This window comes from Streptomyces sp. NPDC050418, from assembly GCF_044458745.1.
In the GTDB taxonomy this organism is placed as follows: Bacteria; Actinomycetota; Actinomycetes; order Streptomycetales; family Streptomycetaceae; genus Streptomyces.
Genome location: NZ_JBITIG010000003.1, coordinates 583,255 through 609,944 on the forward strand (window position 1 = coordinate 583,255; position 26,690 = coordinate 609,944).

Here is a 26,690-nt window from a genome sequence, read left to right on the forward strand (position 1 = left end):
TTCAGAGTTCATTGGCGATGGAGTGGACGAGGTCGCGTGACGCATCGGGTGTGAGCGCGAGGCGCTCCAGCCAGTCCAGCTGACCCCGATACTTCGACAACTGCGCCTCCTCGTGCAGGAATTCCGGACCGTGCGTGCTGTCCACTTGCACCGTGTCGAGTTGAGGGACGGGCCCTTCGGCATAGATCACCGTTTGCCCGGACCCGGGGAAGGAACCGGCAGCGAACGGGACGACACGTAGGACTACATTGTCCCGCTCGGTGAGCCTGAGCAGGTGCTCCATCTGGGCGCGGGCCACCTTGCATCCACCGAACTGCATGCGCAATACCGCCTCGTGGAGGATCGCGACGAACTCCGGCGGGTCCTCACGATGGAGGACTTGGGCCCGTTCTAGTCGATGGGCGACACGAAGGGCGACCTCGTGTTCGGGCAGCGGGGGGACGCTCGTCCGAAAGATGGCCAGGGCGTGGTCGTTGCACTGGAGCAGCCCGGGCATGTGGACGAAGTGGGCGATGCGCATGCGCATCGCACGCCATTCCATGTCGGCGATGTCCAGGTGGCCCGCCGGGAGGTTGCCCCGGTACCGCTCCCACCATCCTCGCGCGGGCCGTGTCATATCGACCAGGGCATCCACGTACTCCTGCTCTGCGCAAGCGCAGTTGCAGGCCAGCGTCCGTAGGCGGTCGGGGCTTATCGCGCGGATGCCGGACTCCATGTGGGAGATCTTGGAGCGGTCAACTCCCAAGAGCCCGGCGGCGTACTCGATCGACATGCCTGCGGCGAGGCGCAACTTGCGCACCTCGGCGCCCAGTCGCTTCTGCCGCTCTGTCGGGGAGGTCCTGGCAACCATGCCGGGAGTCTACGGTGGGGCTCAACTTCCAGTGAAGAGGTGGCACATGGTGCCCGTAGCTGCGTACAGTGAGTGACGGAACGGTCACGCATCAGCTCGCGTGAATCCGGAAGCGCACCCCTGCCCACGTCACGGCGCCGACGCCCCGGCAGGGACAAAGCCACCACCTCACGCCAGCCCGCCCACCCGACCGCCCAATTCCCTCACCGCACAAGGGAGTTCACCCATGCTGCTCGTCACTCACACTCCGGCCGACCCGGCATCCCGCACCGCCGCAGCCCCCTCCCCGCCCCTCCCCGCCCTCTCGTACAGCCTCACGCTCCCCGCAGCCCTCTCCACACCCTCCATCGCCCGCCACGCAACAGCGCGCATCCTCCGTACGCACCACCTCCCCGAACTCGCCGACGCTGCGGTCCAGACCGTCAGCGAACTGGCCTCCACAGCCTGCCAGTTGACCTCCGCACCCCAGATCTACCTCTCCCTCCGCTACCGCTCGGCGGCCCTCCGGGTCGTCGTCTACGACAGCGAACCCCGCCCCGCGCACGCCCGCCTCGTCGCCGCCCTGGACACCCGGCGCCGTATGTCCCTGCGCCTCCTCGCCCGCGTCGTCAAGTCCTGCGCGGGCACCTGGGGCTGCGACGAATCCCCGGAACCGGGCGGCGGCACCCGCATGTGGGCGGTCCTGCCGTACGCGACGACGTCCAGGTACACCTGAGCAGCCCGAACGGGCCGGACCCCACTGGGATCCGGCCCGCTCGGCTTCGCGGCCGCTGACGTCAGCAGGCGTAGGTGTTGTACGAGGCCTGCTCAAAGTCCCCGCCCAGCCGCTGGTTGTCGAAGCTCCAGCGGCCCTGGTAGGCGGCGCGGTTCATGTAGAAGGTGTGCTTGGTGCCGTGGTACTTGGCGTTGATCGCGCCGTTTTCGTAGGTGTAGAGGTGCTCAAGGCCCGAAGTCCATACGCCGCCATCCACGTCCGGGAGGTAGGTCCGCTTGCGGTCCACCTTGCCGAGCGTCGCCGGGCCGGCAATGCCGTCGTCGTCAAGGCTCCATCGCCGCTGGAGGCTCTTCGTGGCGGCCTTGGTGTTGGCGCCGAAGTTGCCGTCGATGTCCTCCTTGTCGAACGCTGTGCCGTTCGACTCGATGGCGCCCTCGGCGTAGAGCACGTTCTGCCAGAAGCAGGTCGCGCCGGAGTGCTCGTACGAAGACGTGGACAGGGTGCCCTCGTCGCCCATGTCGTCGAAGATGGTCCCGGCACCGCTGATGTACCCACTGGAAGCGGAGGCGGACGCGGGCGACACCCCGATCGCCAGCGTCCCGGCGGCGACGGCACCGACGGCCGCGGCGGCGAGACGGCCACGAGTGCTGCGGAAGTTCATCATGTTCCCCCTCTGTCGATGTGACCTGACGACCCTCACAGACAGACCTTGCAGCGACCTGGAATCACCTGCTGAGCCCTCACATGGCATCACGCGACACCGAATGGCGCCATTCTGGCACCACGAATTCCCTTCCCAAATCTGCAGGTCAACGCCCTGCGGGCGCAACGATCGCACCCCATGGCACCGCAATGGCTCGTCATGGCGCCAATCGTGTGCCATAGTGGTGCCACCACCCCGGAACGGGGCCACCGAAAAGACGACGACCAAGGAGCACCCACCATGTCGGCCACCGCCACCACCCCCTCCCTCTCCTCCTCCCTCTCCCTCTCTCCCACCGAGAAGGCCACCCTCCGCACCGCCGCCTACGGCGCCGTCTCCCTGCTCGCCGCCGCCGACAGCACCGGCCGCCCGGGCAAGATCGCGGCCCACGGCTCGATGGCCCTCAACGCGAGCACGGGCCCGGTCGGCCACGTCCTCGCGGAGAAGGGCAAGGTGCACAGCCTGTCCGGCAAGTCCGTCGCCGAAATCGCCGACAAGGTCCTCCCGGCCCTCACCGAGGCGGTCACCCTCCTCGCCGCCCGGGACGCCTCCGCGGCAGACGACTTCCGCACCACGGTCGAACTCGCCCTCGCCACCGGCACCCACGCCCGCAAGGGCGGCGCCACCCCGGTCATGACCGCCATGACCACCCGCATCACGTCAGCAATGACCACGAAGTGACCGTAGCCCTTGGCACGCGAACGGGCCGGACCCGCAAGCGGAGTCCGGCCCGTCGGTCGCCAGGGGCTACTAGCAGTCGTTGCGCGTGTAGGAGGCCGCTTGGTGAGATCCCGTGCTCAGATCCTCGAAGTGCCAGTGCCCCGACCCCTCGGCGCGGGACATCTTGAAGCTGTGGTACTTGCCGTGGTACGTGGCCAGGGTGTTGCCGTTGGCGGCGATGCCCCGGTACTGCAGCTTGCCGCTCCAGATCCCGCCGTCGACATCCGGGAGATAGACGCGCTTCGCATCCAGCTTGCTCATGGTGTTCTTGCCGACGATCCCGTCGACGGTCAGGCCCCAGCGATGCTGCAGGTTCCGCGTGGCGTACCTGGTCTTCGAGCCGAACTCGCCGTCGATGTCGGACTTCGCGAAGCGGTACTCGTCGTTCTTCATGGCGCCCTCCGCGTACAGCACGTTCTGCCAGAAGCAGGTCGCGCTGGAGATCGCGTGCGAGCTCGAGGACAGCGTGCCCTCGTCGCCGAAGTCGTCGTAGATGGTCCCGGCGCCGCTGATGTACCCACTGGAAGCGGAGGCGGACGCCGGCGACGCCCCGATCGCCAGCGTCCCGGCGACGACGGCACCGACGGCCGCGGCGGCGAGACGGCCACGCGTGCTGCGGAAGTTCATCATGTTCCCCCTCTGTCGATGTGACCCGACGACCCTCACAGACGGACCTTGCAGCGACCTGGAATCACCTGCTGAGTCCTCCGCCCCACCCGGGATGGCTCCGGGTGGGGCGGAGGTGTGCTCCGGCGGCGACGGGGCTCAGGCGGGGGCTGCCATGTCGAGGACCTCGTAGATCCCGACCGTTCCGCCATTGGCCAGGTGAGGGTGTCCGGTCAGCAGCTTGTTCACTGCGTCGGCGTCCTCCGCCTCGATGAGCGCGTAGCCCGCGACGTGGTCACCGCCCGCCTTCGGGTCGGAGACCACCTGGGTCGGGTTGCCGGGATCGGTGAGGGCCGGGCCGGCGCTCGCGTCCCACGCCAGCCACGCCTTGGCGAAAGCCTGCTGCTGCTCGGCCGGAATGCTGGAGAACATCTCGGCCGGTGACATCGGTGACCGGTACAAGACCAGGAACTTCGACATTGGGTCGATCCTTTCGTGGAGGCCGGCCCCCTTCGACTCCATAACGTAGCGAAAGGGGCACTTTGGGTGCCATTGGGCGCCTATGCCCCAGAGTGCACGAGGTTTAGGACAGCCGCCGTCCGCAATGCGCAGGCCGCCGAGCGGATCGAACTCAGCGGTGCTTGACGTACTCCACCTTCGCCGGGCCCTCCTCCGCCAGGAGCTCGCCCTGCTCCCATCCGCACGCCTCGTAGAACGCGACCGCGCGGGTGTTGGTGGTGAAGGTCTCCAGGCGGATCGTCCGGTACTCGGCCAGGAGCAGGCCCTGCGCGTGCGACAGCAACTGCCGTCCCAGGCCCCGGCGCTGGTGAGCGGGATCGACCATCATCAGGTCGACCGTCGCCCCGTCGACGATCGAGAACCCGACGATCTCGCCGCTCTCCGCCTCGACAAGACAGTGCACCCCGCCCTTCTCCAGCGCGGCCCGCACATGCTCGTCCGACGCACCGCTCCCGATGAACCAGTCCACGGCCTCGTCCCCCAGGAACGACCGGTAGCACGTGTCGATCGTGCGCCGCGCCAGCGCCTGCAGGGCGGTGAGGTCGGTGGGGCGGGCGGGGCGGATGGTGGGGGAGGTGGGCGTGGCAGCTTCGTCGTGCATGGTCAGGTGTCCTGTTCGGGGTAGAGAGGGGCCGGCTGTGCGCCCGGTGCTCGCACCAGGTGCAGGTCGAGTTCGGCGGCTGCCAGCATGCGGGTGATTTCGATGGGGGCGTGCCGGACCTCCCGGACCACGGCGGAGGCGGGGTCGAGCCGCCGCGTCACCCCGTCGAGCCCCGCCGCTTCGACCACGTAACGGTACCCGCGGGGCGAGGCCGGGTCCTCCGCGAGCGCCCAGCGCGCGCCGTGGCGCCGTACGAGGAAGTCGGCCAGGTACGACATCAGATCCGTCTGCAGCGTCACCCAGTCCGACTCCTCGAACTGGGCGAGCGGCAGCCGCTCCACGTACTGCTGCAGCGCGGGGATCAGCGCGATCGGGTCGCTCTCGTAGACGTCCTCCGGCACGCCCAGCATGCGCGCGACGCCCACGATGTTGAGGTGCCCCTCCTCCGTCCACCGTTCCAGATCCGGCCCCGGCACACCCATGGCACTCCGTCCCTCATTCAGAGGGCCTCAGTAATAGCCCTTCGACCCGTCAAGGATCTCCCGGACGATATCCGCATGCCCGGCATGCCGAGCCGTCTCCTCCACCATGTGCGTCAGCATCCAGCGGAGGTTGGCCTGGCCGGCCTTGTAGCCCGTGTGGCGGCCCACGTCGTCGAGGGAGGCGGCGGCGACGATCTCGTTGCTGCGCGCGCACTGCGCCTCGTACGCGGCGAGGAGCTCGGGCAGCGTCATGCCCTGCGTATCGAAGTCGCCGTCATCGCGGCTCTGGTCGAAGGCGGGATTCACCGACTCGTCGCCGCCGAGGAAGATCACCTCGAACCACGTGTGCTCGGTCCACCGCATGTGCGCGATCAGCCCGGCCATGGTGGTGAGCGGGGAGGACGGCAGCACGGCCCGGTGCGCGTCCTCCTCGCTCAGCCCCTCGCACTTCCAGCGGAGGATCTTGCGCTGCAGATCCAGCCAGCCGACCAGGGAGGTGCGCTCGTCGGGCTGGAAGGGCGGACGTTCGAATGTGGGTGTCATGGCGGCGACGCTAGTGGAGCTCGTCCGCGGACGGCATCCGGATTTCGGCAGGGCGGGGCCACACCTTCGCGTGGTGTTCGGTGAAGGTGGGAACTCTCTTGTCCGGATGGGAAGTTGAGTGGGTGTCAGGTCGATGCTTCGGGTGGGAAGAGGGGGCACGTGGTGCGGATCGAACTGTCGGTGGAGCAGCCGTCCGAGGCGAAGCTGCTGCATGATCTGATGCTCGGCGGGCGGGCGGGGCTGCGGGCCGACGGCATCGTGGTCGAGAGCGTGGGCACGCCGCCGGGGCCGGGGGAGATGGGCGGCGCGGCCGAGATCATCACGCTCGTCGTGGAGAACGCGCCGAACTGGGGCACCCTCACCCTCATGTTCCTCACCTGGCGCGAGGCGGCCCGCCGCTCCGCACCCGGCGCCCCCGCACCGCTGACGGCCCGGCGGGACACGGACGGTGCGGAGGTCCGCCTCACCGACGCACAGCTCCGGGACCCGGACGCGGCGGGCAGCGAGCTGGACCGGCTGACCTCCGCGCAGGGGGAGGCGGCCGAGGGCGGCGAGGCGGCCGCAGAGGGCGAGGCGGCCGTAGAGGGCGAGGCGGCCGCAGAGGGCGAGGCGCCCGAGGAGCCAGGCCCCCCGGAGCCCAGAGGATGAGCGCCCCGGCCGCAGGCGAGCGACCGGACCCGACGCGGTCCGCGTGCGTGCTCATCGGCACGTGGCAGTACGACGACAAGAAGGTCGCGGACCTGCCGACCGTGAAGAAGAACCTCACCAGGCTGCGCAAGCTGCTGGCCTCCCCGAAGGTCTGGGGCGTCTCGCCGGAGCGCATTTTCACCGTGGTGAATCCGGGCCGCTCCATCGACATCACGTACAAGATCAAGGACGCGGCGAAGCAGGCGTCGGACACGCTGCTCGTCTATTACAGCGGGCACGGCTTTCTGGACGTGACCAGGACCGACGAACTCTTCCTGGGCCTCACCACGTCCAGCGCCGGTGATTTCGAGTCGCACTGCAGCTTCGACGCGGTGCGCAATGCCCTGAAAGGTCACGAAGTACCGCCGCGCGTGGTCGTCATGCTCGACTGCTGCTACAGCGGGAAGATCACCAGGACCATGGCACCGGACGGCATCGTGCCCGTCAGGGCGTCCGTGGAGGTCAGCGGCGAGGGCGCGGAGGGCGTCCTGGTGATGACCTCGACCAAGGACGTGATCAAGACGGAGGCCGACGGGGACGGCGGCCTCACGCCGTACACGGGACAGGTGATCTCCCTCCTGGAGAAGGGGGACAGCCGCCGCCCGGATGTCCCGTACTTCTCCCTGGGCGATGTTCACGCGTACGTGAAGAAGGGCCTGAGGGAGCTGAGCACCCGTCATCCGGTCCCGAACTTCGTCGACTCGGACGGCATCGGCGCCCTGCCGTTCTTCGGCAACCTGAGCGGACCCGGGCAGCAGCAGCCGAGTGTGGGCGGCGGCCGTACGGGAGGGGCCCGCCGCCGCACGATCGCCGTGGCCACCGCGGCCGCGCTGGTCATCGGAGCGACGGGCGGCTGGTTCGCCGCGGGCGCCTGGGGTCCGGAGCAGGAGGCGCCGGCCCCCAAGCCCGCGGCGGCTCCCAAGCCACCCGAGATCCCGGGCCCCTGCGGCAAGAAGAGCCCCGCCACCCTCCTCGACGTGAGCGACGCGCTCGACGAGGACGGCAAGAACGAAGTGCAGGGCGTCAAGGTCGACGGACTCTCCGCCCTCGCGCTGACGACTACGACGGAAGGGCAGGTCAGGGCGCTCGCGGTACGGGACGCGGGCGAGCCGCCCCACCTGTACGACCTCACGCTCGGGACGGCCGAGAGGCTGACGCCCGAAGTGACCGGCGTGCAGCGGCTGTTCCAGACCGGCGGGGAAAAGGCCCCGGAGTTCGACGGCGAGGGGCTCGTCCTGGAGGAGGGCGGCGAGACCGTCCTCGTCTCCTCCGAGCTGGGGCCGTCCATCTCCCGGTTCCGGGTGTCGGACGGCAAGCAGCTGGGGGAGGAGCTCCCGCAGCCCGCCGCGTTCCGCCCGCCCGGCGAGGGCCAGGCCTCGCGCACGCGCGCGCTCGAATCACTGACCGCCACGCAGGACGGCAGGTATCTCTTCACGGGGATGGAAGGACCGCTGCTCGGCGAGGACGACATCCACGGCCGCCACCAGCTCCGCATCCAGCGCTACAAGGGCGAGTATGGAGGGGCGTACGCCCTGGACAAGCAGTACGCGTACCAGACCGAGGAAGGGCTCTATCTCTCCGAGCTCGTGGCTCTGGACGACCACCGGCTGCTCGCCCTGGAGCGCGGATACATCCGCGGCCTGGGCAACGGCATCCGGGTCTACACGGTGGATCTCTCGGACGCGGCGGACATCAGCGAGAACGAGAACCTCTCCCGCGACGAGGGCGCGCTCGCCGCGAAGAAGTCCCTGCTCGTCGACCTCGGGGCCTGCCCCAGCCGGGGCATCACCTCCGACGAGAAACAGTCGAACCCGCTGCTGCAGAACGTCGAGGGAATGGCCCTCGGCGAGGAGCTGACCGGTCCGTATGCGGGGCGCCGCGCGCTCTACCTGGTGGCGGACAACAACTCCCGCAAGTCCCAGTCCACCCGCGTCTACGCACTGGCCGTGGACGTGGAGGCGGACGGCGCCTGACCGTCCGAACGTGGAGGCGGGGTCGCCTGTCCGTCACCCGCCTCCACGCGACCAGGTCCCCTACGGGAGGTTGTGCACGTGCGGCCCCACCGCGTTCGACCACGCGTTACCGGCCGTGGCGTCCCAGTTCGTCGACCAGGTCATCGCACCCCGCAGCCCCGGGTACGTACGCGACGGCTTGAACGAGCCGCAGTTCGTGCCGCGGGTCAGACAGTCGAGCGCGGCGTTCACCACGGACGGGGCGACGTAGCCGGATCCGGCGCCGCGCGTCGAGGCGGGCAGGCCGAGACCGACCTGCGACGGGTCGAGGCCGCCCTCCAGCTGGATGCAGGCGAGGGCCGTGAGGAAGTCGACCGAGCCCTGTGAGTAGACCTTGCCGTCGCAGCCGAGCATGGAACCGCTGTTGTAGTACTGCATGTTGACGACGGTGAGGATGTCCTTGATGTTGAGCGCCGTCTTGAAGTATTCGTTCGACGTCGACTGCATGTCGATCGTCTGCGGTGCCATCGTGATGACGAGGTCCGAGCCCGCCTTCGAGGACAGCGAACGCAGCGCCTGCGTCATGTACGTGGAGTTGAGGCCGTTCTCCAGGTCGATGTCGACGCCGTCGAAGCCGTACTCCTGCATCAGCGCGTAGACGGAGTCGGCGAACGCGGTCGCCGAGGCCGCGCTGTTGACCGAGACCGTCCCCTTCTCTCCGCCGATCGAGATGATCACGGACTTGCCCGCCGCCTGCTTGGCCGCGACATCCGCCTTGAACTGGGCGTCCGTGTAGCCGCCGAGCCCGGCCGAGTCGAGCGTGAAGTCCACGGCGCCCGGCGTCGCCGTGGCGTCGGCGAAGGCGACCGCGATGATGTCGTACTGGGACTGCACATCGCTGAGCTTCTGTACGGTCGCGCCGTTGTTGAAGTTCTGCCAGTAGCCGGTGACGGCGTGCGCGGGCACATCGCCGCCCCCGCCTCCGCCGCCCGGCGCGGTCTTCGCGTTCACCGCGGTGGTACGGGGCGACTCACCGGCGGCGTTCGTCGCGGTCACCTGGAAGCTGTACGAGGTGTCGGCGGACAGACCCGTGACGGTCGCCGAACTCCCGCTCGCGGACTGGACCTTGGTCCCGTCCTTGTAGACGTTGTAGCCGGTCGCGTTCGAGACCGGGCTCCAGGAGAGCGAGACGGAGGACGACGTCGTACCGGAGACGGCCAGGCCCGTGGGGGCCACCGGCACCACGGGGTCGGGGTCGCCGCCACCGCCGCCGTCGGGTCCGACGACCGATATGTCGTCGGCGAAGTAGGGCTGCTGCCCGTACCAGCCATGGGTGTAGACCGTCACCGATGTCGTGTTCGCGCCGGTGGTGAAGGAGGTCTTGAGCTCCTTCCAGGAGGACGAGTCGGGCGTCCACGTGGACACATCCGTCGTCCCCGTGCCCGATGCGCCGAGGTAGGCGTAGCCGCCCTGTACCCAACCACCGAGCTGGTACGTGGAGTTGGGCTGCACGGCCACCGTCTGGCTGCACCGTGCGTTGTCCTGCCCGGCCGGGGTGGCCTTGAGCGCGGCGCTTCCGCCGTGCGTGGGCGTGGCGACCGTGGAGCCTGCGGTGCAGGTCCAGTTGGCGAGCCCGTTCTCGAAACCGGGGTTCTTCGCCACGTTCACATCGGCGGCCTGCGCGGTGGTGGCCAGGCCACCGACCGCCAGCGCACCGCCGGCCAGAGCGACAAGGAACAAACGTCTTGCGGAGCCCACGACTTGCCTCCGGGGGAGAGGGGGGTGAGGAAGAAGGGACGGCGGCCACCGTTGGGGAACGTTTGGTGCTGCCGCGCAATCTGGTCCAGACCAATCAGGTTGTCAAGACCTCTGGAACCCCCCGGGCTCCGTCAGCGCCCGGTTCCGCCCGAGTCCGGTTCCGCCCGAGTCCGGTTCCGTCAGAGCCTGCGCGCCTCGATCAGGAACCGCGTGCTGTGCGCCACGAACGGTCCGTCCGCCCTGATCTGCTGGTCGAGCAGTCGCAGTTGGGGCAGATACGTGTCGACCGTGAATCCGGGGACCATCCAGATCACCTTGCGCAGGAACACGATCACCGCGCCGATGTCGAGGAACTCGATCCGCAGCCGTTCGAGCCGCAGGTCGACGATGCTCAGACCGGCCGCCTCGGCCTGCGCGGACTCCACGTCCGGGTGGCGCCGGCGGCGGACCGATTCCGGCTGCGGGCCCAGGAAGTACTCGACCAGCTCGAAGACGCTCGCCGGCCCGACATGCTGCGCGAAGTACGTACCGCCGGGCGCCAGGACCCGGACGATTTCGTGGAAGTTCATTTCGTTCGGATGGCGGCTGGAGACGAGATCGAAGGCACCGCCCGCGAACGGGAACGGCCCCTTCTCCTCGGCCGCCACCACCGTCGTCCCCAGCGGATGCAGCAGCGCCGTCGCCTTCAGGAGATTCGGCGGATACGCCTCCGTCGCCGCACTCAGCGCGGGCGCACGCTCCGCCGACTTGAGCGCGCCCGCGAGCACCTCGCCACCGCCGGTCTGCAGATCGAGCGCCGCCCGCGCCCGGGCGAGACGCCCGGCGAGCAGCCCCTGATAGCCCCAGCTGGGCCGCAGCTCACTGGCCCGGCCCTCGAACCAGCTGAAGTCCCAGCCGGAGACATCGACCTGCTCGGCTTCCTCGACGAGCTCCTCGAACGTGCGCATGCGGCCGATGCTAGGCCGAGACCCCTGCACGGGGCCGCACACCACGACCGGGATGTCGAGGTCGGCCCACGAGGCGGGCGCCCGTACGGACGAGTGCCTCCGGCCCGGCGACCCGGCTACTGCCCCCGTGCGCGCAGCTCCGCCAGCATGTCGCGCGCCGTTTCCGCGTCGTCCCAGGTGGCGGGGCCGTCCGGTTTCACCGCGAGGCGCGCGAGGGCCTCGGCCGCTCCCACCGCACCCAGGTACGCGATGGCCTCGTCCGCCTCCAGGCCCTCGGTGACGGAACGCTCGGCGAGCGGGACGGCCCACGCGGCGAACCGTTCCGGCGTGGCGTCCAGGGCGAGCCACGACCACACGGACTCGGCGACATCCGTCCGCCAGTCCGCGATCAGCCACAGAAGCGTCGCCTCGATGTGTGTCAGCGCGTGCAGTTCCAACGGGCGTGCGCCCGGCCGCAGTTCGGCCGCGAGCGCGTCCACCCGCGCCCAGGTCACCTCCGCCGGATGCGGCATCCGCGCCCGTACCGCCGCACCCGCCCACTCCCAGGCGTGCTCGAGGAGACCGGGCGCGGGGGAGCGGGGGACGGGCGGCGGCGGGTCGTCGAGCAGGGCTTCGAGCACGTGGCGGGCCCGGGCGGCCTCCCGCTCCGTACGCGGCAGGGACCGCACCTCGGCGGGCAGACAGCGGTCCCAGGGCGGGGTGAGGGACCGCAGCGAACGGGGCAGCGCGTAGTCCGCCCCGCCCTCGCCGCCGTCGCCGTCCGCCCCGCCCTCGCCGTCCGCCTCGTACGACCAGCGGGCCACGCCCGGATCCCAGCCGAGCTCCGCACTCTGACCGCCCACGCGCTCACACTCCCAGGTACTCCCGTGCCGCATCCGGGTCGGACATCTTCGACCAGTCCATTGTGCCGTTGCGGGTGCGCTCGTTGATCGCGTCCTGCATCCGGCCCATCTCGGCGGCGCTCAGCTTCTTGCCGCCGATCGACACGTCCACGTCGTTCTTCGCCATCTCGCCGGCCGCCGTACGCGAGTCCTTCGCGGGCTTCCCGTTCCGGCCCGGCTTGAACTCGCTGAAGATCTGCGTCCAGCGGTCGTTCGAGTCGATCTCGACGGTCGCCTTGCGGTCCGGCGCCTTGTCGGCCCACTTCCGCAGCCGCTCGACCTGGTTGGCGAAGGCGGGCTTACGGGTCGCGGAGCCCGCGTTCTTCACCTCGACCACGTGGTACGTGCCGTCCTTGCCCTTGTACGCCACGTCGGCGTCGGGGATCTCGTCCAGGTCGAGCGTCTCCGAGCCGAGGTCGGCGGGCCGCCCGGCCTCCGTACCCGGCCCCGCGTCCACCTGCGTCCCGGGCGCGGCGTCATCGGCGGCGCGCTGCACGGCGTGCACCTCGGCGCGGGCCTGGTCGAGCGCGTCGGCGGTCTTCGCGTTGACCACCTTGCCCTCCAGCGAACTCGCCGCGTCCGGACGGACGTTGGGACGGCTCGCGAGATCGCTCAGCTCGTCCAGGGCGTCCGCGGCCTGCTTCTTGCTGATCCCGCCGTCGGCCGGGTTGTCCTGCGCCCGCTCCACGAGCCCGTCGATCTGCTCGTCCGACACGGAGGAACCACGGTCGCGCAGCGCCGCCTTCGCCGCGTCGGTGCGCGCCGCGAGCGCGGCGTCCTGCGCCTTGCGCGCGTCCTCCGCCAGATCGGCGTCGTCCGGGTTCTCGCGGGCCTTCTTCGCCGCGTCGTCCGCGTGCTGCTGCGCCTCGTCGGCGGCCTTGCGGGCGGCCCCGACGTCACCGGCCTCGCGCGCCTTGCGGGCGCGGGAGGCCGCGTCGGTCGCGGCGTCGGCGAGCTTGCGGAACTTGTTGAGCTTGTTCAGCTTGTTGATCTTCTGCAGCCACTTGGCGGCGCCCACACCCGGAATGAAGACCGAGCCGATGTTCCAGATGGTGTTGCCGAGGCCCTTGCCCCAGTCGCCGTTCTCGAAGGACTCCTTGTCGATGAACGAGTCGATGAGGAAGTCGGCGACGAAGTCCTCGGGGGTGGAGATCCACTTGAGGGGGACGGTCAGGTAGTTCCAGCCGCCCTCGTCCCACTCCTTGCCCAACTGGTCGGCCTTCTCGCTCCACCAATTGGTCGTGTAGTCCTTGAGCCCGTTCCAGCTGTCGGTGAAGAACTTGCCGGGGTCGGTCACCATGTCCCAGGTGCCCTTCACGTCCTCCCAGGCGGCCTTGAAGGGCTGGGTGACGACGTCCCCCAGCTGCCCCCAGAAGCCCTTGTCGTCCCCGCCGTCGCCCCCGTCGCCGCCATCTTCCGTATTGCTTACGGGAGTTGTGTCGCCGCCGTCGTCCCCGCCGTCGTTCCCGTCGTCGTTCCCGCCCTCGCCGGACTGGGTGCCGCCGGTGGTGCCACCGTTCGTGCCTCCGTCGGCCCCACCGTTCGTGCCTCCGTCGGCCCCACCGTTCCCGCCGCCACCGTCCCCGCCCTCGCCATCCCCACCACCGCAATCGCCCCCGGTGATGGTGCACACCGCGCTGGACACGGTGCTGGAGATGGTCCCGTTCATGCCGAGCGCGACGACGCCCACGACGATCGCGGCGATCAGGGCGAGCAGCGCGGCGTACTCGGGCATCGACTGCCCCTCGTCCGCCCGCCATTTGATCCAGCGCGCGACACTGAACGGCCGCCGCGCGACCCGCTCGTACGGATCACTGGCGTACCAGTCCCGCGTGGAGGCCCGGCTGAGCAGCACGATCGCGAGGACGGGCAGGATGAGCTGGGTGAGCCCACGCGCGTCCCCGCGCCCGAGCGACCCGAACGCCTGCAGCACGTACAACCCGTGCGCGGCGATGAAACCCCACCGAGCCTTCCGCCGGCCTCGCCACGCCCACCGCGCGGCAACGGCCCCGGCGACCCCGGGTATCAGCCCGTACAGCAGCAGCCCGAGCAGCACCCCATCGGTCTCCTCGGCGGCCATGAGCACACCGACGGTGCTGAAGAGAGCGATCCCGAGCAGCGCGTAAGTGACGGCCATCGCGACGCCGAGGGCCCGGGGGAGGGGGTTCCGGTGGACGGGCTCATACCCGGGTGCGCCGTAGTACGTCCCGGCCATCGGTCCCCCAACTGGTCATGTTCACGCGGCAGTTCCTCCACGCAACCACGCCCGACGGACCTCGCGGATGGGCCTCGGGACCCAACTTTCCGCCCGGCGGTCCCTACGCGTGGGGCCCCACGCTCACCGGCCCCACCACCAGCGAAGCCACCCCTTCGAGCACCGCCCCCACCCGCGCGACCCACTCCTCCAGCTCCTCCACCTGGCCCGCCGTGAGCGACCCCAGTGCCTCCACCGTCACCGTGATCCGGCGGCCCGAGCGCTTCTGGTGCCAGACGCCCGCGACCTCCCCGTCGATCACGAGGAGCGGGTAGTTGCCCGCCTGGCCGCGGGCCGTCGCCCGCTCGAAGGCCGGGCCCGGGAAGAAGCGGTCGCGGGGGTACGTGTCGATGCCGAGGGAGTCGAAATACGGGAGGAGCCGCACGCCCCGCACCGGCTCGTACGAGCCGAAGTCCGTGTCACCGGCCGCCACCCACGCCACCGTCCCCTCGAAGTCGACCTCCTCGACTTCGCAACTGTGAAAGGTCGTCCGGGCCCAACTGACGGGCATCGCAAGCCACTTGGCGAAGGACTCGGGCGTCGCGGGACCGTACGCGTGCAGATACGAGCGGACGAGGGCGGGAAGCGCCACGGAGGCCGGCAACGGCGGCCCCGCCTCGGGACGCGTGTACGTGACCTTGCGGCCGCGCAGCGGGCCGAAGCAGAGCGCCCCGCGGTGCCCCGCCGTGTGCATCACGGTCCGCCACCGCGGCCACTTCGTCTGGAAGGCGTCCATGGTCAGCTCGCCCGCCCACGGCCCCGTACGCGCCACGATCTCCTCGGTCAGCTCGTCCACCGTGAGGAACCGCCCGTCGAGCGCGTCCGCGATGGCCGCGATCACCTCGTCGGTCTGCGCGGTGTCGAGCCGTACGCCCTCCGGATGCTGCGCACCGGTCGGAGTCGCCGACAACGCGCCCGTCCAGAGCGGGAGTTCGGCGGCCGGAAGCAGATGGACCGTGCCGCGCGGGCCGTACGTCTTCACCAGCGCCGCGGGCTTGGCGAGCGCGTCCCGCACGTCCTGCCGCGTCGCCTCCGCGTGCCGCAGCGCGAGCGACAGCTCGGCCGCCGAGGCCACCTGCGCGTGCACCCCGCACATCGCGCCCGCGAGCCGCGCGAGCTCCTGAGGCGGATCACCCTGCGCGGGCACGGTGAGGGACTGGCGCGCGAACCGGCGGGCCTGGGCGGCCGCCCAGGTCACAGCAAGAGGTGTGGGCATACGGGGATTATCGACCGTGTCCCGTCGCGCACGCAGAGCGATCGGTGGCGCCGTGATTCAGGCCACACGTGACCGCCTGAATGCGCTTAAAACCGGGCAAGTCGCACCAAGTCCGCACCCTTGAATCCGCATCGTTATCCGAAACCGGGTCACCGCTATGTAGGGATCGCGTAAGTTCAGACCAGCGAGAATTCGCGTGGGCAAACTGCGCGTGTGACGGTACCGCGCAGTGGAGGGGGCTGCGCGGTGCCGTCTTTCGTTTCCGCTTCACACCGGCCTCGCGTTGATGTTGGGCCCCCGGGCTCATTCCTCTGGGCCCGCCCCGCCCTTACCGTGCGGCCATGACCTTCGCCGCGCTGCGCTCCTGGGCCGCGGGGCTGATCGCGCTGGCCATCGCCGCGTACCCCCAACTGGCCCTGCTCAACGACCCGTTGACCGACCAGAACCGCCACGGCCCGTTCGGCACCGGCGTCACTCCCGAGGGCACCGACTGGGCGGCCTGGGGCGACCTCCTCGTCCTGCCGCTGCCCGCCGCGGTCTGCGCGGGCTTCACGGTCCTGGTCGCGGGCCGCCTGCACCGCACCCCGTTCCGCGAGTCCCCCGCCCAGCACCTCCTCGCGACGCTCCCCGTCCCGCTCGCCGCCCACGCCGTACACCTGGCCTGGCTCTGGCCCGAACTCCCCGCCGAGTCGATCCTCCTGACGAGCCTGGGCGTGCTCCTCGGCGCCCTGGCCGGCATGCTCCTGGACCTGCGCCTGGAAGGCCGCGACTGATACGCGCGACGCGAAGGTCCCGGCTGAACCCACCGGCGCACAGAGTCAGTTGGGCCCCAGGGCCCATGACGCACCCACCCCCGTACCTCTAACCTCTGCGCGTGCCTGCCCTCCTGATCGTCACCGCGGCGCTCTACGGCGCACTCGCCGGCGTCCTCGCCCCGCGCGTGGCCTACCGGCTCTCCGTGCCCGCTGGAGATCCTTGGCGCGCGGCCTGCCCGTCCGGACATGCCCTCACCGGACCGTGGGGCGGCTGGCTCGGCACGACACGCTGCGCCACCGGACCGTACGGACCGAGCGTCACCGCCCTCGTCCTGCTCACCGCCACGCTGTGCGCCGCGCTCGCCGCGGCCACCGGCGCCCGGCCCGAGCTCGCGGTCTGGCTGCTGCTCACGCCGTTCGGGGTGGTCCTCGCGACCGTGGACCGAAAGGTTCACCGTCTCCCCGACATCCTCACGCTGCCCCTGGCCGGAGCGGCCGCCGCGGGCCTCGGCCTCGCGGCCCTCTCGGCCTCCGCACAGGGCCGCTGGACCGGCGCCCTCCTGGGCGGACTCGCCCTGGGCGGCGGCTACTTCCTGCTTTTCCTCGCCCACCCGAGCGGCATGGGCTTCGGCGACGTCAAGCTGGCGCTCGTCCTCGGCGTCCCCCTTGGGTGGTACGGCTGGGAGATCCTCTTCCTCGGCTTCCTGGCGGGCATCCTGTACGCCGGCGGATACGCCGCAGCCCTTGTGCTGCTTGGCCGCGCGGGCCGCAAGACCGCCATGCCGCTGGGACCCTGCATGCTGGCCGGAGCGGCCACCGGACTGTTGCTCGGCGGTTTCGGAGCGTAATTGCGGCACGCCGATGCACACAGCAGCCCTTACGAAGGGTTATGGTGGAAACCCCCCCTCGGGCCGGTCCATCTCCCCCCCCATGGACCGGCCCGTTTTCTTTGTCTAGCGCCGGCCGGCCCAGATGTTCGTGCCGGGCGTGGACACCGCGAACTCGTCGATCGCCGCCAGCTCCGACTCCGTGAGCTTCGCGCCGGACAGCGCCGCCACGTTCTCCTCCAGCTGCTTCACGCTCGACGCGCCGATCAGCGCCGACGTCATCCGCTCGTCCCGCAGCACCCAGTTGAGGGCGAGCTGCGCGAGGGACTGGCCGCGGGAGGCCGCGATGTCGTTCAGCCCGTTGAGCCGCCGTACGACCTCGTCGCTGAGCAGCCCCGGATCGAGCGACTTGCCCTGCGTCGCCCGCGAACCCTCCGGAATACCCGTCAGATACTTGTTCGTGAGCAGCCCCTGGGCGAGCGGCACGAACGAGATACAGCCCATGCCCGCCTCCTCCAGGACGTCGAGCAGGCCGTCGTCCTCGGTCCAGCGGTTGATCATCGAGTACGAGGGCTGGTGGATGAGGGGACGCACCCCCATCTCCTTGAGGATGCGGACCGCCTCGCGCGTCTGCTCACTCGTATAAGAGGAGACACCTACATACAGCGCCTTGCCCTGCTGCACGGCGGACGCGAGCGCGCCCATCGTCTCCTCCAGCGGGGTGTCCGGGTCGAAGCGGTGCGAGTAGAAGATGTCGACGTAGTCGAGACCCATCCGCTGCAGCGAGTTGTCCAGCGAGGACAGCAGGTACTTCCGGCTGCCCCACTCGCCGTACGGACCGGGGTGCATCAGATATCCGGCCTTGCTGGAAATGACCAGCTCGTCCCGGTACCGGCGGAAATCCTGCTGGAGCAGCTTGCCGAAGTTCAACTCGGCGCTGCCGGGCGGCGGTCCGTAGTTGTTCGCGAGGTCGAAGTGCGTGACGCCCAGATCGAAGGCGCGGCGCAGGATCGCGCGCTGGGAGGTGAGGGCCCGGTCGTCACCGAAGTTGTGCCACAGGCCGAGCGAGATGGCGGGGAGCTTCAGGCCGCTGCGCCCGGTGCGGCGGTACTCCATGGAGTCGTACCGGCCGGCCGATGCGGCGTAGGGAGCGTCGTTCATGCTCTCGAACCTACGTCAGAAGGATGGGCCGACTTACGTCGGAACCGTGACACTCCCGCGCCGGAGGCCCCTTACTGCGGCGGTAGGCTTTCGGGCTCGGGGACTGCCGTCTGCACGTGAGGGGCTGAAACGAACGTGGCTGGTTCTTCAAGGCTGCGCGACACGCTGCGCGGCCTGCTGGTCAGGCTGTACGCGAGCCGCGTGGAGGGCCACCTGGACCACGACCAGGTGCCCAAGCACATCGGCGTCATCATGGACGGCAACCGGCGCTGGGCGAAGGCCGCGGGTTCGACCACGGCCCAGGGGCACCAGGCGGGTGCGGACAAGATCTCCGAGTTCCTCGGCTGGTGCAGTGAGACGGACGTCGAGGTGGTCACGCTGTGGCTGCTGTCGACGGACAACTTCGACCGTCCGAAGGAGGAGCTGGTCCCGCTCCTCGGCATCATCGAGGACACGGTCCGCTCGCTCGCGCGCGACGGCCGCTGGCGTGTGCACCACGTCGGCGCGACCCATGTACTCCCCTCCGGTCTGCAGACCGTACTGAAGGAAGCGGAAGAAGCGAGCGGGGCGAACACGGGGATACTCGTGAACGTCGCGATCGGGTACGGCGGGCGGCAGGAGATCGCGGACGCGGTCCGCTCCATGCTGCTCGACGCGGCGGACCGCGGGGTGTCCCTGGAACAGGCCGCGGAGTCCGTGGACGTCGAAACCATCGGCAAGCACCTCTATACGAGTGCACAGCCGGACCCGGACCTGATCATCCGCACCTCGGGCGAACAGCGCCTCTCGGGCTTCATGCTCTGGCAGTCGGCCCTGTCGGAGTACTACTTCTGCGAGGTCTTCTGGCCGGCCTTCCGCAAGGTCGACTTCCTGCGGGCCCTGCGCGACTACGCGGCTCGGCACCGGCGGTTCGGCGCGTAGACCTGCTGTTCGGGGTGGGGCGGGCCCCCTCGGTGACAGAGGTCACCAACTGTTCGGCGAAGCGTCGTCATATGCCATTGCATGGCTTCGCGTGTTCGAGGGAATATCCCTTCCAGGTCGGCGTCCGACAAACGGAAGCCGTATCTCAGTGAGCGGCACAGAGCCCGCTCACCCGGGAGGCCCTTTGCACCAGGTGGACCGTACGCAAGTGCGGCGTCGTGGTTGGGCCGGTCTCCGGCCCTTGCTGGCCGACCGGTCCGGGAAAGCCCGCGACGTCGTCGCTCCCCGACCTCTGCTGAGGGGGTACGTCCTTCCGTGGTGACCAGCACTAAGCGCCGCATGCCCGACAGGCGCACCTATGTACTCGACACCAGCGTTCTGCTGGCCGACCCGGGCGCCCTCCACCGCTTCGATGAACACGAGGTCGTACTCCCGATCGTCGTGGTCACGGAACTCGAGGCGAAGAGGCATCACCCGGAGCTCGGTTACTTCGCCCGGCAGGCCCTGCGCCGGCTCGACGACTACCGCATCCGCCATGGCCGGCTCGACGCCCCCATCCCCCTCGGGGACCTGGGCGGCACGCTCCGCGTCGAACTCAACCACTCGGACCCGGGCGTGCTCCCGGCCGGCTACCGGCTGGGGGACAACGACTCCCGGATCCTCGCAGTCGCCCGCAACCTCCAGGCCGAGGGGTACGACGTCACCGTCGTCTCCAAGGACCTGCCGCTCCGTATCAAGGCAAGCTCCGTGGGCCTCCTCGCCGAGGAGTACCGCGCCGAGCTCGCCATCACGGATTCCGGCTGGACGGGCATGGACGAGCTGGACCTTTCCGGCGAACAGGTCGATCTGCTCTTCGAGGAGCAGACGCTGTACGTCCCGGAGGCGGCCGATCTCCCGGTCCACACCGGCCTGATGCTCAGCTCCGAGCGCGGCAAGGCGCTGGGGCGCGTGACGGCCGACGGCAACGTCCGGCTCGTGCGCGGGGACCGTGAGGCCTTCGGCATCAAGGGGCGCAGCGCCGAGCAGCGCATCGCGCTCGATCTGCTGCTCGATCCCGACGTCGGGATCGTCTCGATGGGCGGCCGGGCCGGCACCGGCAAGTCGGCGCTCGCGCTCTGCGCGGGTCTGGAGGCCGTACTCGAACGCGGGCTGCACCAGAAGGTGATGGTCTTCCGTCCGCTCTACGCGGTCGGCGGGCAGGAGCTCGGCTATCTGCCCGGTACCGAGGCCGAGAAGATGGGCCCGTGGGCGCAGGCCGTGTTCGACACCCTCGGGTCGGTCGCGGGCAAGGAGGTCATCGAGGAGGTCGCCGCGCGCGGCATGCTGGAGGTGCTTCCGCTCACGCACATCCGCGGACGCTCCCTGCACGACGCCTTCGTCATCGTGGACGAGGCCCAATCCCTCGAACGGAACGTTCTGCTGACCGTTCTGTCCAGGATCGGGGCAAACTCCCGTGTCGTCCTGACCCATGACGTCGCGCAGCGCGACAACCTCAGGGTCGGGCGGTACGACGGTGTCGTCGCCGTGGTCGAGAAGCTCAAGGGGCACCCGCTGTTCGCGCACATCACGCTGACGCGCAGCGAGCGTTCGCAGATCGCGGCCCTGGTGACCGAAATGCTGGAGGACGGCCACATCTGAGAAGTGTGGCCGGGAAAGCGGCAGTTGGGCGCCGCGCGGGAAAGCCGTAGAGCTTACCTGCGCGGCGCCTTCGCGTGTGCGCGGTTCCGCGAAACTGATGCCGTAAACGGGGTGTGAGCTTTCCCACGCAACGCAGAATTGCCTCGGCCCGTCCGGTTCCGGCAGAGTCTGGGTCCTGTCAGGCCCCGCATACGGCACTCCTGTACCCCCAGCGGTACGGGACCAGTTGAACCACGTTGGAACCTCAACTACATAGCGATCGCCGTATGCCACCCGCGACACAAGAGGCTCCTCCCGCACAGGAGTTGCCCCACCGGGTCCGCGCTTCCCGTGACCACGTTTCAGGGGGGAAGCCAGCGCTTAGGGGCACGATTGCGTCCGAACGGTCACCCCTCGGGCGATGCTGGAAGGAAACCGTGTGAGCCGGATTTCGGTCCGGGGATTCGCAGTGGCCTCGGCCACCGCGGTCACCACTGTCGGCGCAGTCGTGGGCGTTGCCTCGGGCAACACCCAGGAGCCCTCGAACGACTTCGAGGCGACCGCTGCCGACGGAGGGACTCTCCTCGCAGACATACCCGCAGGCCAGCAGGTCGAGGTGCAGACCGCATCCCTGACCCAGCAGGCCGACGCGCAGGCTGCCGCCGCCGACGTCGTGGCGCAGAAGTCCGCGGAGGAAGACGCCCGCAAGCAGGCGGCGAAGGACGCTGTCGCCAAGAAGGAAGCAGCCGAGAAGGCCGCCGCCGAGAAGAAGGCCAAGGAGCGCGAGGAGAAGCTCGCGGCCAGCCGCTCCGAGGCGCGTGCCGACGCCGGTGACTTCGCCCAGCAGTCCTCGTACTCCGTCGCCGAAGTCCAGGCGATGGCGCGCCAGATGGTCCCCGCCGACCAGTTCCAGTGCTTCAGCAACATCGTGGACCACGAGTCCAGCTGGAACTACAAGGCCACCAACCCTTCCTCCGGTGCCTACGGTCTGATGCAGGCCCTGCCCGGCTCGAAGATGGTCTCCGCCGGCGCCGACTGGCAGACCAACCCGGCCACTCAGATCAAGTGGGGCCTGAACTACATGGAGGACCGTTACGGCGGCCCGTGTGGTGCCTGGAACTTCTGGCAGCAGAACAACTGGTACTGACGGGGGTCCGGGGGTGTCCCCCGGAAAATGCAGCCCCGGTACCGCTCAACTTCGCGGAGCCCCTCACCGTCCTTCGGTGGGGGGCTTCGCGCGTGTAGGTTCGAGCCGTTCGGATCCGGGGGGATCAGGTGGGGGGAAGAAGGAAGATCATGTCGAGACTGCCAGGGTGGCTCGGCCGCGTCGGTAACGGGCTCTCCCGCATGGGCGAGCGGCTCGACGAGCGGCGCGAGGAACAGGATTCCTCGGCCGCACGGGACGCGGAGACGGAGGCCGCCGCCGTACGCCGGGAGGAGGCCGCCGAGACGCCGCGCGGCGGCGAGACCGCGCCCGATACCCCGCCCGACACCGTGCCCGCGCCCCCCGCGTACGCGCCGGCCATAGCGGCCAAGGCCGACCCCGTGGCCGCCGTGCCCTGGGGCATCCGCGTCGCGGCCGAGGCCGGCTGGCGCCTCCTCGTGCTCGCCGGCGCCCTCTGGGTCCTGATGCGGGCCATCTCCTCCGTGCAGCTGGTGGTGTTCGCGTTCGTCGCGGCCCTGCTCATCACGGCGCTCCTGCAGCCCACGGTCGCCCGTCTCAAGCGGATGGGGCTGCCGCGCGGGCTCGCCACCGCCGTCACGTTCATCGCGGGCTTCGTCATCATGGGCCTGGTCGGCTGGTTCGTGGTCTGGCAGGTCATGGACAACCTGGACGACCTCTCCAGTCAGGTGCAGCGCGGTATCGACGAGCTGAAGGACTGGCTCATCGACAGCCCGTTCCACGTCACCGACGACGAGATCAACGACATCGCGAAGAACCTGCGCGACACCATCGGCACCAACACCGAGGAGATCACCTCCGCGGGCCTCGCGGGCGTCACCGTCATGGTGGAGATCCTCACCGGCATCCTGCTCGCGATGTTCTCGACGCTCTTCCTGCTCTACGACGGCAAGCGCATCTGGCGCTGGACCCTCAAGCTCGTCCCGGCCGCGGCCCGTCCGGGCGTCGCGGGCGCGGGCCCGCGCGCGTGGCGGACGCTCACCGCGTATGTGCGCGGCACGGTGATAGTGGCCCTGATCGACGCCATTTTCATCGGTATCGGCATCTACTTCCTGGATGTCCCGATGGCGGTGCCGCTCGCCGTGTTCATCTTCCTGTTCGCGTTCATCCCCCTCGTCGGCGCCGTCATCTCGGGTGCGCTCGCGGTCGTCGTGGCGCTCGTGACGCAAGGCGTGTTCACGGCCCTCATGGCCCTGATCGTGGTCCTGGCCGTGCAGCAGATCGAGGGGCACGTGCTGCAGCCGTTCATCCTGGGGCGCGCGGTGCGGGTGCATCCGCTGGCCGTGGTGCTCTCCGTCGCGGCGGGCGGCATGGTCGCCGGAATCGGCGGAGCGGTCGTCGCCGTACCTCTGGTCGCGGTGACGAACACCGTGGTGGGATATCTGCGGACGTACGCACAGGACAACGCGTTGAAGCAGGCCGCGGCGGCGAGCGCGCCCCCCGCGCCGGCGGCGGCCACGGCCCCGACGGACGGCACTCCCGGATGACGGGCCGCCGTCCCCGACGACGGACGGCAGCCCTTGATATCCGAGCCCGAACTGGTCGGCGACGACGGTGAGATACCGCGCCCGGCGGCCGCGCACGCCGACCCGGCCGTCTCATCCGACGCGTTGGACGACGAGGACGCGCCGCCGGAGCCCCTTGCCCTGCCGCGCGGGCGCAGGCCCTGGCTGTGGGCGGCCGGCGGTGCGCTCGCCGCGTCCGTCGTCTGGGCGGGCGTGCTGTACGAGGTGAACGAGCGGCCGCCCACCGACCTCAAGGGCTACTCACTCCCCGACGACCTGTGCACCAAGGCCGAACTGCGCCGCCTCGGCGCCAAGTACGGCGCGCCCCGGCCCCAGCACCGCGCGATGCGCGAGGATCCGGCCATGGACCGCGCGTGGTGCGACGTGCAGCTCGGCGGCCTCAAGCACGGGGCCGTGAACTACGAACTGTCCGTCGAGCTGGTCCTGCACAAGAAGTCCGATCCGCAGCCCGAGTTCGAGGTCCTGGCCACGCAGTCCGACTGGGAACCCGGGGACGGCGTCGTCGACTTCCGCGAGGTGGACGGCCTCGGCGAGCGCGCCGTCTTCGTCCACGACGACACGTACGGCACCCCGCAGCTGGCGGTCCTCGACGGGGGAGTGGTGATCCGGATGACCCTCTTCCACTCGTACGAATGGAAGGAGGGCGAATCGGACGCCGCCACCGGACAGCCCGACTACAAGGGCGTACAGGCGATTCTCGCCGCGGACATGAAGGCGCTGATGGCGGCGCTCAAGGAGTAGACCGCGGGCGTACGGGAGGGGCCCGCCGACCTTGACCGGTCGGCGGGCCCCTCCGTACTTCTCCTGCCGCTCAGACTGCGACGGCCTCCGTGAGGACGGCCTCGGCGTCGAGCGTCGCGCCGACCGCCTGCAGGACGGCGGCGATCTTCACGGCCTCCTGGACCGTCTCGCGGTCCACCCCGGCCTTGCGCAGCACCTGCTCGTGCGAGTCGAGGCACTGGCCGCAGCCGTTGATGGCGGAGACGGCGAGCGACCACAGCTCGAAGTCCACCTTCTCCACGCCCGGGTTGCCGATGACGTTCATCCGGAGCCCGGCGCGCAGCGTCCCGTACTCCGGGTCGGAGAGCAGGTGGCGCGTGCGGTAGAAGACGTTGTTCATCGCCATGATCGCGGCTGCGGACTTGGCCGCCGTGTACGCCTCGGCGCTCAGCTGCTCGCGCGCCTCGGGCTCCAGCTCGCGCAGCACGCGCGGCGAGCGGGAGGCGATGGCGCAGGCGAGGACCGTGCCCCAGAGCTGCTGCTTGGGCAGCTCCGAGTTGCCGATCACCGAACCGAGGTTCAGCTTCAGGTCCTTGGCGTAGTCCGGCAGTGCGGACTTCAGCTCATCGAGTGCCATGAGGGTCACTCACCGGCCAGGAGCGCACCGGCGTCGAGGGTGTCCTCGCCCTTGGTCCAGTTGCACGGGCAGAGCTCGTCGGTCTGCAGGGCGTCGAGGACCCGCAGGACCTCCTTGGGGTTACGGCCGACGGAACCGGCGGTCACCATGGAGAACTGGATCTCGTTGTTCTGGTCGACGATGAAGACGGCGCGCTTGGCGAAGCCGTCCTCGCCCTCGATGCCGAGGTCGCGCATGAGCTCGTGCTTTGAGTCGGCCATCATCGGGAACGGCAGGTCCCGCAGGTCGTCGTGGTCCTTGCGCCAGGCGTGGTGGACGAACTCGGAGTCACCGGAGAAGCCGAGGACCTGTGCGTCGCGGTCGGCGAACTCCTCGTTCAGCTTGCCGAAGGCGGCGATCTCGGTCGGGCACACGAAGGTGAAGTCCTTCGGCCACGCGAAGACGATCTTCCACTTGCCCTCGTAGGTCTTGTGGTCGATCTCCGCGAACTCCTTGCCCTTCTCCAGCGAGACGCAGGCGGTCAGTTCGAACGCGGGGAACTTGTCACCGACAGTGAGCACACGCTCTCCTTGCAATGTGGAAATCTCCCGTTTGGGAGGTTTCCGGAGGGTTGGACGGATCCCGATCTTCACACGGAGCGTACTGATCGCAGAAATAGCTAGACTCGCTCACCGTGATCGGACCTATCGATCAACGGAAGGGGGGCGCATGGCCTTGGCGAGGCAGCGCGACCGGCAGCCCACGCTCGCGCAGCTGCGCGCGTTCGCCGCGGTCGCCGAGCATCTGCACTTCCGGGACGCGGCCGCCGCGACCGGCACGAGCCAGCCCGCGCTCTCCGGCGCGCTGTCCTCCCTGGAGGACGTCCTGGGCGTACGGCTCGTGGAACGCACCACCCGCAAGGTGCTGCTCACCCCCGAGGGCGAGCGGCTCGCGGTCCGCGCGCGGTCGGTGCTCGCCGCGGTCGACCAGCTCGTCGAGGACGCCGCGACCGTACGGGGCCCGTTCACGGGAGCGCTCCGCCTCGGCGTGATCCCCACGGTCGCCCCGTACCTGCTGCCGACGGTCCTCCACCTCGTACGCGAGAAATACCCGGCCCTCGACCTCCAGGTCCACGAGGAACAGACGTCCTCCCTGGTGGAGGGCCTCACCTCGGGCCGCCTCGACCTGCTCCTGCTCGCGGTCCCGCTGGACGCCCCCGGCACGGTCGAACTCCCGCTCTTCGACGAGGACTTCGTCCTGGTGGCCCCGCTCGGCCATGAACTCGGCGGCCGCGAGGGCATCCCGCGCACGGTCCTGCGCGACCTCGACCTGCTGCTCCTGGGCGAGGGCCACTGCCTGCGCGACCAGGCCCTCGACGTCTGCCGCGAGGCGGGCCGCCGCGACGCCCCGGTCACGACGACGGCGGCGAGCATGTCCACCCTGGTCCAACTGGTCGCGGGCGGCATCGGCGCCACCTTGCTGCCCCGCACGGCCCTGCCAGTGGAGACGACCCGCTCGGCCCAACTCGTCACAGGCACCTTCGCGGACCCTGCCCCCTCGCGGCGTATCGCGCTGGTGGCACGGGCAGGGGCGGGGCGGGGGCAGGAGTACGCGGAGCTGGCGGAGGAACTTCGGGGGGCGGTGCGGGGGTTGCCCATCAGCCCCTGCGGCGATTGAGCAGATCCGAACGAAGTTCGGATGCGGGGTCCGGGGCGAAGCCCCGGTTTCGGGAAGGGGCGGGGTGGGGGAGAAAGCCCGCCGCAGGCGCCCCCCCCCCCCCCCCCCCCCCCCCCCCCCCCACCCCCAACCCCCCCCCCCCCCCCCCCCCCCCCCCCCCCCCCCCCCCCCCAACCAACACCCCCCCCCCCCCCCCCCAAACCCCCCCCCCCCCCCCCACAACACCACCCCCCCCCCCCCAAAACGCGGGGAG

At 70.0% G+C, this 26,690-nt stretch carries 27 protein-coding genes; 12 read left to right on the forward strand and 15 right to left on the reverse strand.

Going from position 1 to position 26,690, the window contains the following annotated elements; genetic code table 11:
- Window position 1 precedes the first annotated feature (1 nt).
- Entirely contained in the window at window positions 2-850 is an 849-nt protein-coding gene (locus tag ACIBI4_RS10115; RefSeq protein WP_399203191.1) for a helix-turn-helix domain-containing protein, read from the reverse strand.
- A 226-nt stretch (window positions 851-1,076) separates the two neighbouring features.
- Between ACIBI4_RS10115 and ACIBI4_RS10120 the strand changes: the two genes are divergently transcribed.
- Window positions 1,077-1,565, forward strand: coding sequence for an ATP-binding protein (locus ACIBI4_RS10120; RefSeq protein ID WP_399203192.1), 489 nt, complete (start codon window positions 1,077-1,079; stop codon window positions 1,563-1,565).
- A 61-nt stretch (window positions 1,566-1,626) separates the two neighbouring features.
- Here the strand turns inward: ACIBI4_RS10120 and ACIBI4_RS10125 are convergent, their stop codons facing one another.
- On the reverse strand, window positions 1,627-2,226 hold the full coding sequence (locus tag ACIBI4_RS10125; protein ID WP_399203193.1) for a peptidoglycan-binding protein: 600 nt from the start codon (window positions 2,224-2,226) through the stop codon (window positions 1,627-1,629).
- 282 nt (window positions 2,227-2,508) lie between these two features.
- Here ACIBI4_RS10125 and ACIBI4_RS10130 point away from each other — a divergent pair, with 282 nt between their 5' ends.
- Complete coding sequence (locus tag ACIBI4_RS10130; RefSeq protein WP_399203194.1) at window positions 2,509-2,949, forward strand: hypothetical protein; 441 nt, start codon at window positions 2,509-2,511, stop codon at window positions 2,947-2,949.
- 69 nt (window positions 2,950-3,018) lie between these two features.
- Here ACIBI4_RS10130 and ACIBI4_RS10135 read toward each other — a convergent pair whose 3' ends face one another.
- The 5 genes from ACIBI4_RS10135 to ACIBI4_RS10155 all read right to left on the reverse strand — a co-directional run bounded on the left by ACIBI4_RS10135 (window position 3,019) and on the right by ACIBI4_RS10155 (window position 5,739).
- The gene (locus ACIBI4_RS10135; protein ID WP_399203195.1) at window positions 3,019-3,615 is read right to left on the reverse strand and encodes a peptidoglycan-binding protein; all 597 of its coding nucleotides are present in this window, start codon (window positions 3,613-3,615) and stop codon (window positions 3,019-3,021) included.
- A 138-nt stretch (window positions 3,616-3,753) separates the two neighbouring features.
- Window positions 3,754-4,074 (reverse strand): hypothetical protein, encoded by a 321-nt coding sequence (locus tag ACIBI4_RS10140; RefSeq protein WP_399203197.1) that lies wholly within the window; start codon window positions 4,072-4,074, stop codon window positions 3,754-3,756.
- Window positions 4,075-4,225: 151 nt separating this feature from the next.
- Window positions 4,226-4,714, reverse strand: coding sequence for a GNAT family N-acetyltransferase (locus tag ACIBI4_RS10145; RefSeq protein ID WP_399203198.1), 489 nt, complete (start codon window positions 4,712-4,714; stop codon window positions 4,226-4,228).
- Between the two features lie 2 nt (window positions 4,715-4,716).
- The gene (locus tag ACIBI4_RS10150) at window positions 4,717-5,196 is read right to left on the reverse strand and encodes a hypothetical protein (protein WP_399203199.1); all 480 of its coding nucleotides are present in this window, start codon (window positions 5,194-5,196) and stop codon (window positions 4,717-4,719) included.
- Between the two features lie 27 nt (window positions 5,197-5,223).
- Window positions 5,224-5,739 (reverse strand): DinB family protein, encoded by a 516-nt coding sequence (locus ACIBI4_RS10155; protein WP_399203200.1) that lies wholly within the window; start codon window positions 5,737-5,739, stop codon window positions 5,224-5,226.
- Window positions 5,740-5,901: 162 nt separating this feature from the next.
- Between ACIBI4_RS10155 and ACIBI4_RS10160 the strand changes: the two genes are divergently transcribed.
- Window positions 5,902-6,387 (forward strand): hypothetical protein, encoded by a 486-nt coding sequence (locus ACIBI4_RS10160; protein ID WP_399203201.1) that lies wholly within the window; start codon window positions 5,902-5,904, stop codon window positions 6,385-6,387.
- Window positions 6,384-8,399, forward strand: a complete 2,016-nt coding sequence (locus ACIBI4_RS10165) for an esterase-like activity of phytase family protein (protein WP_399203202.1) — start codon at window positions 6,384-6,386, stop codon at window positions 8,397-8,399. Before ACIBI4_RS10160 ends, ACIBI4_RS10165 begins: the two co-directional genes overlap by 4 nt.
- Before the next feature lie 60 nt (window positions 8,400-8,459).
- Here the strand turns inward: ACIBI4_RS10165 and ACIBI4_RS10170 are convergent, their stop codons facing one another.
- The 5 genes from ACIBI4_RS10170 to ACIBI4_RS10190 all read right to left on the reverse strand — a co-directional run bounded on the left by ACIBI4_RS10170 (window position 8,460) and on the right by ACIBI4_RS10190 (window position 15,434).
- Complete coding sequence (locus tag ACIBI4_RS10170) at window positions 8,460-10,118, reverse strand: chitinase (RefSeq protein ID WP_399203249.1); 1,659 nt, start codon at window positions 10,116-10,118, stop codon at window positions 8,460-8,462.
- 197 nt (window positions 10,119-10,315) lie between these two features.
- Entirely contained in the window at window positions 10,316-11,083 is a 768-nt protein-coding gene (locus ACIBI4_RS10175) for an SAM-dependent methyltransferase (protein ID WP_399203203.1), read from the reverse strand.
- Between the two features lie 116 nt (window positions 11,084-11,199).
- Window positions 11,200-11,925 carry a hypothetical protein gene (locus ACIBI4_RS10180; RefSeq protein WP_399203204.1) on the reverse strand — a complete coding sequence of 242 codons (726 nt, stop codon included), beginning with the start codon at window positions 11,923-11,925 and terminating at the stop codon, window positions 11,200-11,202.
- A gap of 4 nt (window positions 11,926-11,929) precedes the next feature.
- Window positions 11,930-14,101, reverse strand: coding sequence for a hypothetical protein (locus ACIBI4_RS10185; RefSeq protein ID WP_399203205.1), 2,172 nt, complete (start codon window positions 14,099-14,101; stop codon window positions 11,930-11,932).
- Between the two features lie 181 nt (window positions 14,102-14,282).
- Complete coding sequence (locus tag ACIBI4_RS10190; RefSeq protein WP_399203206.1) at window positions 14,283-15,434, reverse strand: winged helix DNA-binding domain-containing protein; 1,152 nt, start codon at window positions 15,432-15,434, stop codon at window positions 14,283-14,285.
- A 341-nt stretch (window positions 15,435-15,775) separates the two neighbouring features.
- Between ACIBI4_RS10190 and ACIBI4_RS10195 the strand changes: the two genes are divergently transcribed.
- Both ACIBI4_RS10195 and ACIBI4_RS10200 read left to right on the forward strand, forming a co-directional pair.
- Window positions 15,776-16,207, forward strand: a complete 432-nt coding sequence (locus tag ACIBI4_RS10195; protein WP_399203207.1) for a hypothetical protein — start codon at window positions 15,776-15,778, stop codon at window positions 16,205-16,207.
- A gap of 101 nt (window positions 16,208-16,308) precedes the next feature.
- Window positions 16,309-17,037: a prepilin peptidase gene (locus tag ACIBI4_RS10200; RefSeq protein ID WP_399203208.1), complete on the forward strand. Its 729-nt coding sequence runs from the start codon at window positions 16,309-16,311 to the stop codon at window positions 17,035-17,037.
- A gap of 105 nt (window positions 17,038-17,142) precedes the next feature.
- Here the strand turns inward: ACIBI4_RS10200 and mgrA are convergent, their stop codons facing one another.
- Window positions 17,143-18,177, reverse strand: coding sequence for an L-glyceraldehyde 3-phosphate reductase (gene mgrA / locus ACIBI4_RS10205; protein ID WP_399203209.1), 1,035 nt, complete (start codon window positions 18,175-18,177; stop codon window positions 17,143-17,145).
- A 135-nt stretch (window positions 18,178-18,312) separates the two neighbouring features.
- Between mgrA and ACIBI4_RS10210 the strand changes: the two genes are divergently transcribed.
- From ACIBI4_RS10210 to ACIBI4_RS10230, 5 genes are all read left to right on the forward strand, one after another.
- A complete protein-coding gene (locus ACIBI4_RS10210) occupies window positions 18,313-19,098 on the forward strand; it encodes an isoprenyl transferase (RefSeq protein WP_399203210.1) in 786 nt (261 codons plus the stop codon).
- Between the two features lie 315 nt (window positions 19,099-19,413).
- Complete coding sequence (locus tag ACIBI4_RS10215) at window positions 19,414-20,736, forward strand: PhoH family protein (protein ID WP_399203211.1); 1,323 nt, start codon at window positions 19,414-19,416, stop codon at window positions 20,734-20,736.
- Window positions 20,737-21,136: 400 nt separating this feature from the next.
- Complete coding sequence (locus tag ACIBI4_RS10220) at window positions 21,137-21,862, forward strand: transglycosylase SLT domain-containing protein (protein WP_399203212.1); 726 nt, start codon at window positions 21,137-21,139, stop codon at window positions 21,860-21,862.
- 149 nt (window positions 21,863-22,011) lie between these two features.
- Window positions 22,012-23,385: an AI-2E family transporter gene (locus tag ACIBI4_RS10225; protein WP_399203213.1), complete on the forward strand. Its 1,374-nt coding sequence runs from the start codon at window positions 22,012-22,014 to the stop codon at window positions 23,383-23,385.
- Window positions 23,386-23,418: 33 nt separating this feature from the next.
- On the forward strand, window positions 23,419-24,165 hold the full coding sequence (locus ACIBI4_RS10230) for a hypothetical protein (protein ID WP_399203214.1): 747 nt from the start codon (window positions 23,419-23,421) through the stop codon (window positions 24,163-24,165).
- Window positions 24,166-24,235: 70 nt separating this feature from the next.
- On the opposite strand, the gene ACIBI4_RS10235 is transcribed toward ACIBI4_RS10230, so the two are convergent.
- Both ACIBI4_RS10235 and ACIBI4_RS10240 read right to left on the reverse strand, forming a co-directional pair.
- Entirely contained in the window at window positions 24,236-24,781 is a 546-nt protein-coding gene (locus ACIBI4_RS10235; protein ID WP_399203215.1) for an alkyl hydroperoxide reductase, read from the reverse strand.
- Between the two features lie 5 nt (window positions 24,782-24,786).
- Window positions 24,787-25,341, reverse strand: a complete 555-nt coding sequence (locus ACIBI4_RS10240; RefSeq protein WP_399203216.1) for a peroxiredoxin — start codon at window positions 25,339-25,341, stop codon at window positions 24,787-24,789.
- A 148-nt stretch (window positions 25,342-25,489) separates the two neighbouring features.
- Here ACIBI4_RS10240 and ACIBI4_RS10245 point away from each other — a divergent pair, with 148 nt between their 5' ends.
- On the forward strand, window positions 25,490-26,437 hold the full coding sequence (locus ACIBI4_RS10245) for a LysR substrate-binding domain-containing protein (protein WP_399203217.1): 948 nt from the start codon (window positions 25,490-25,492) through the stop codon (window positions 26,435-26,437).
- Window positions 26,438-26,690: the final 253 nt, after the last annotated feature.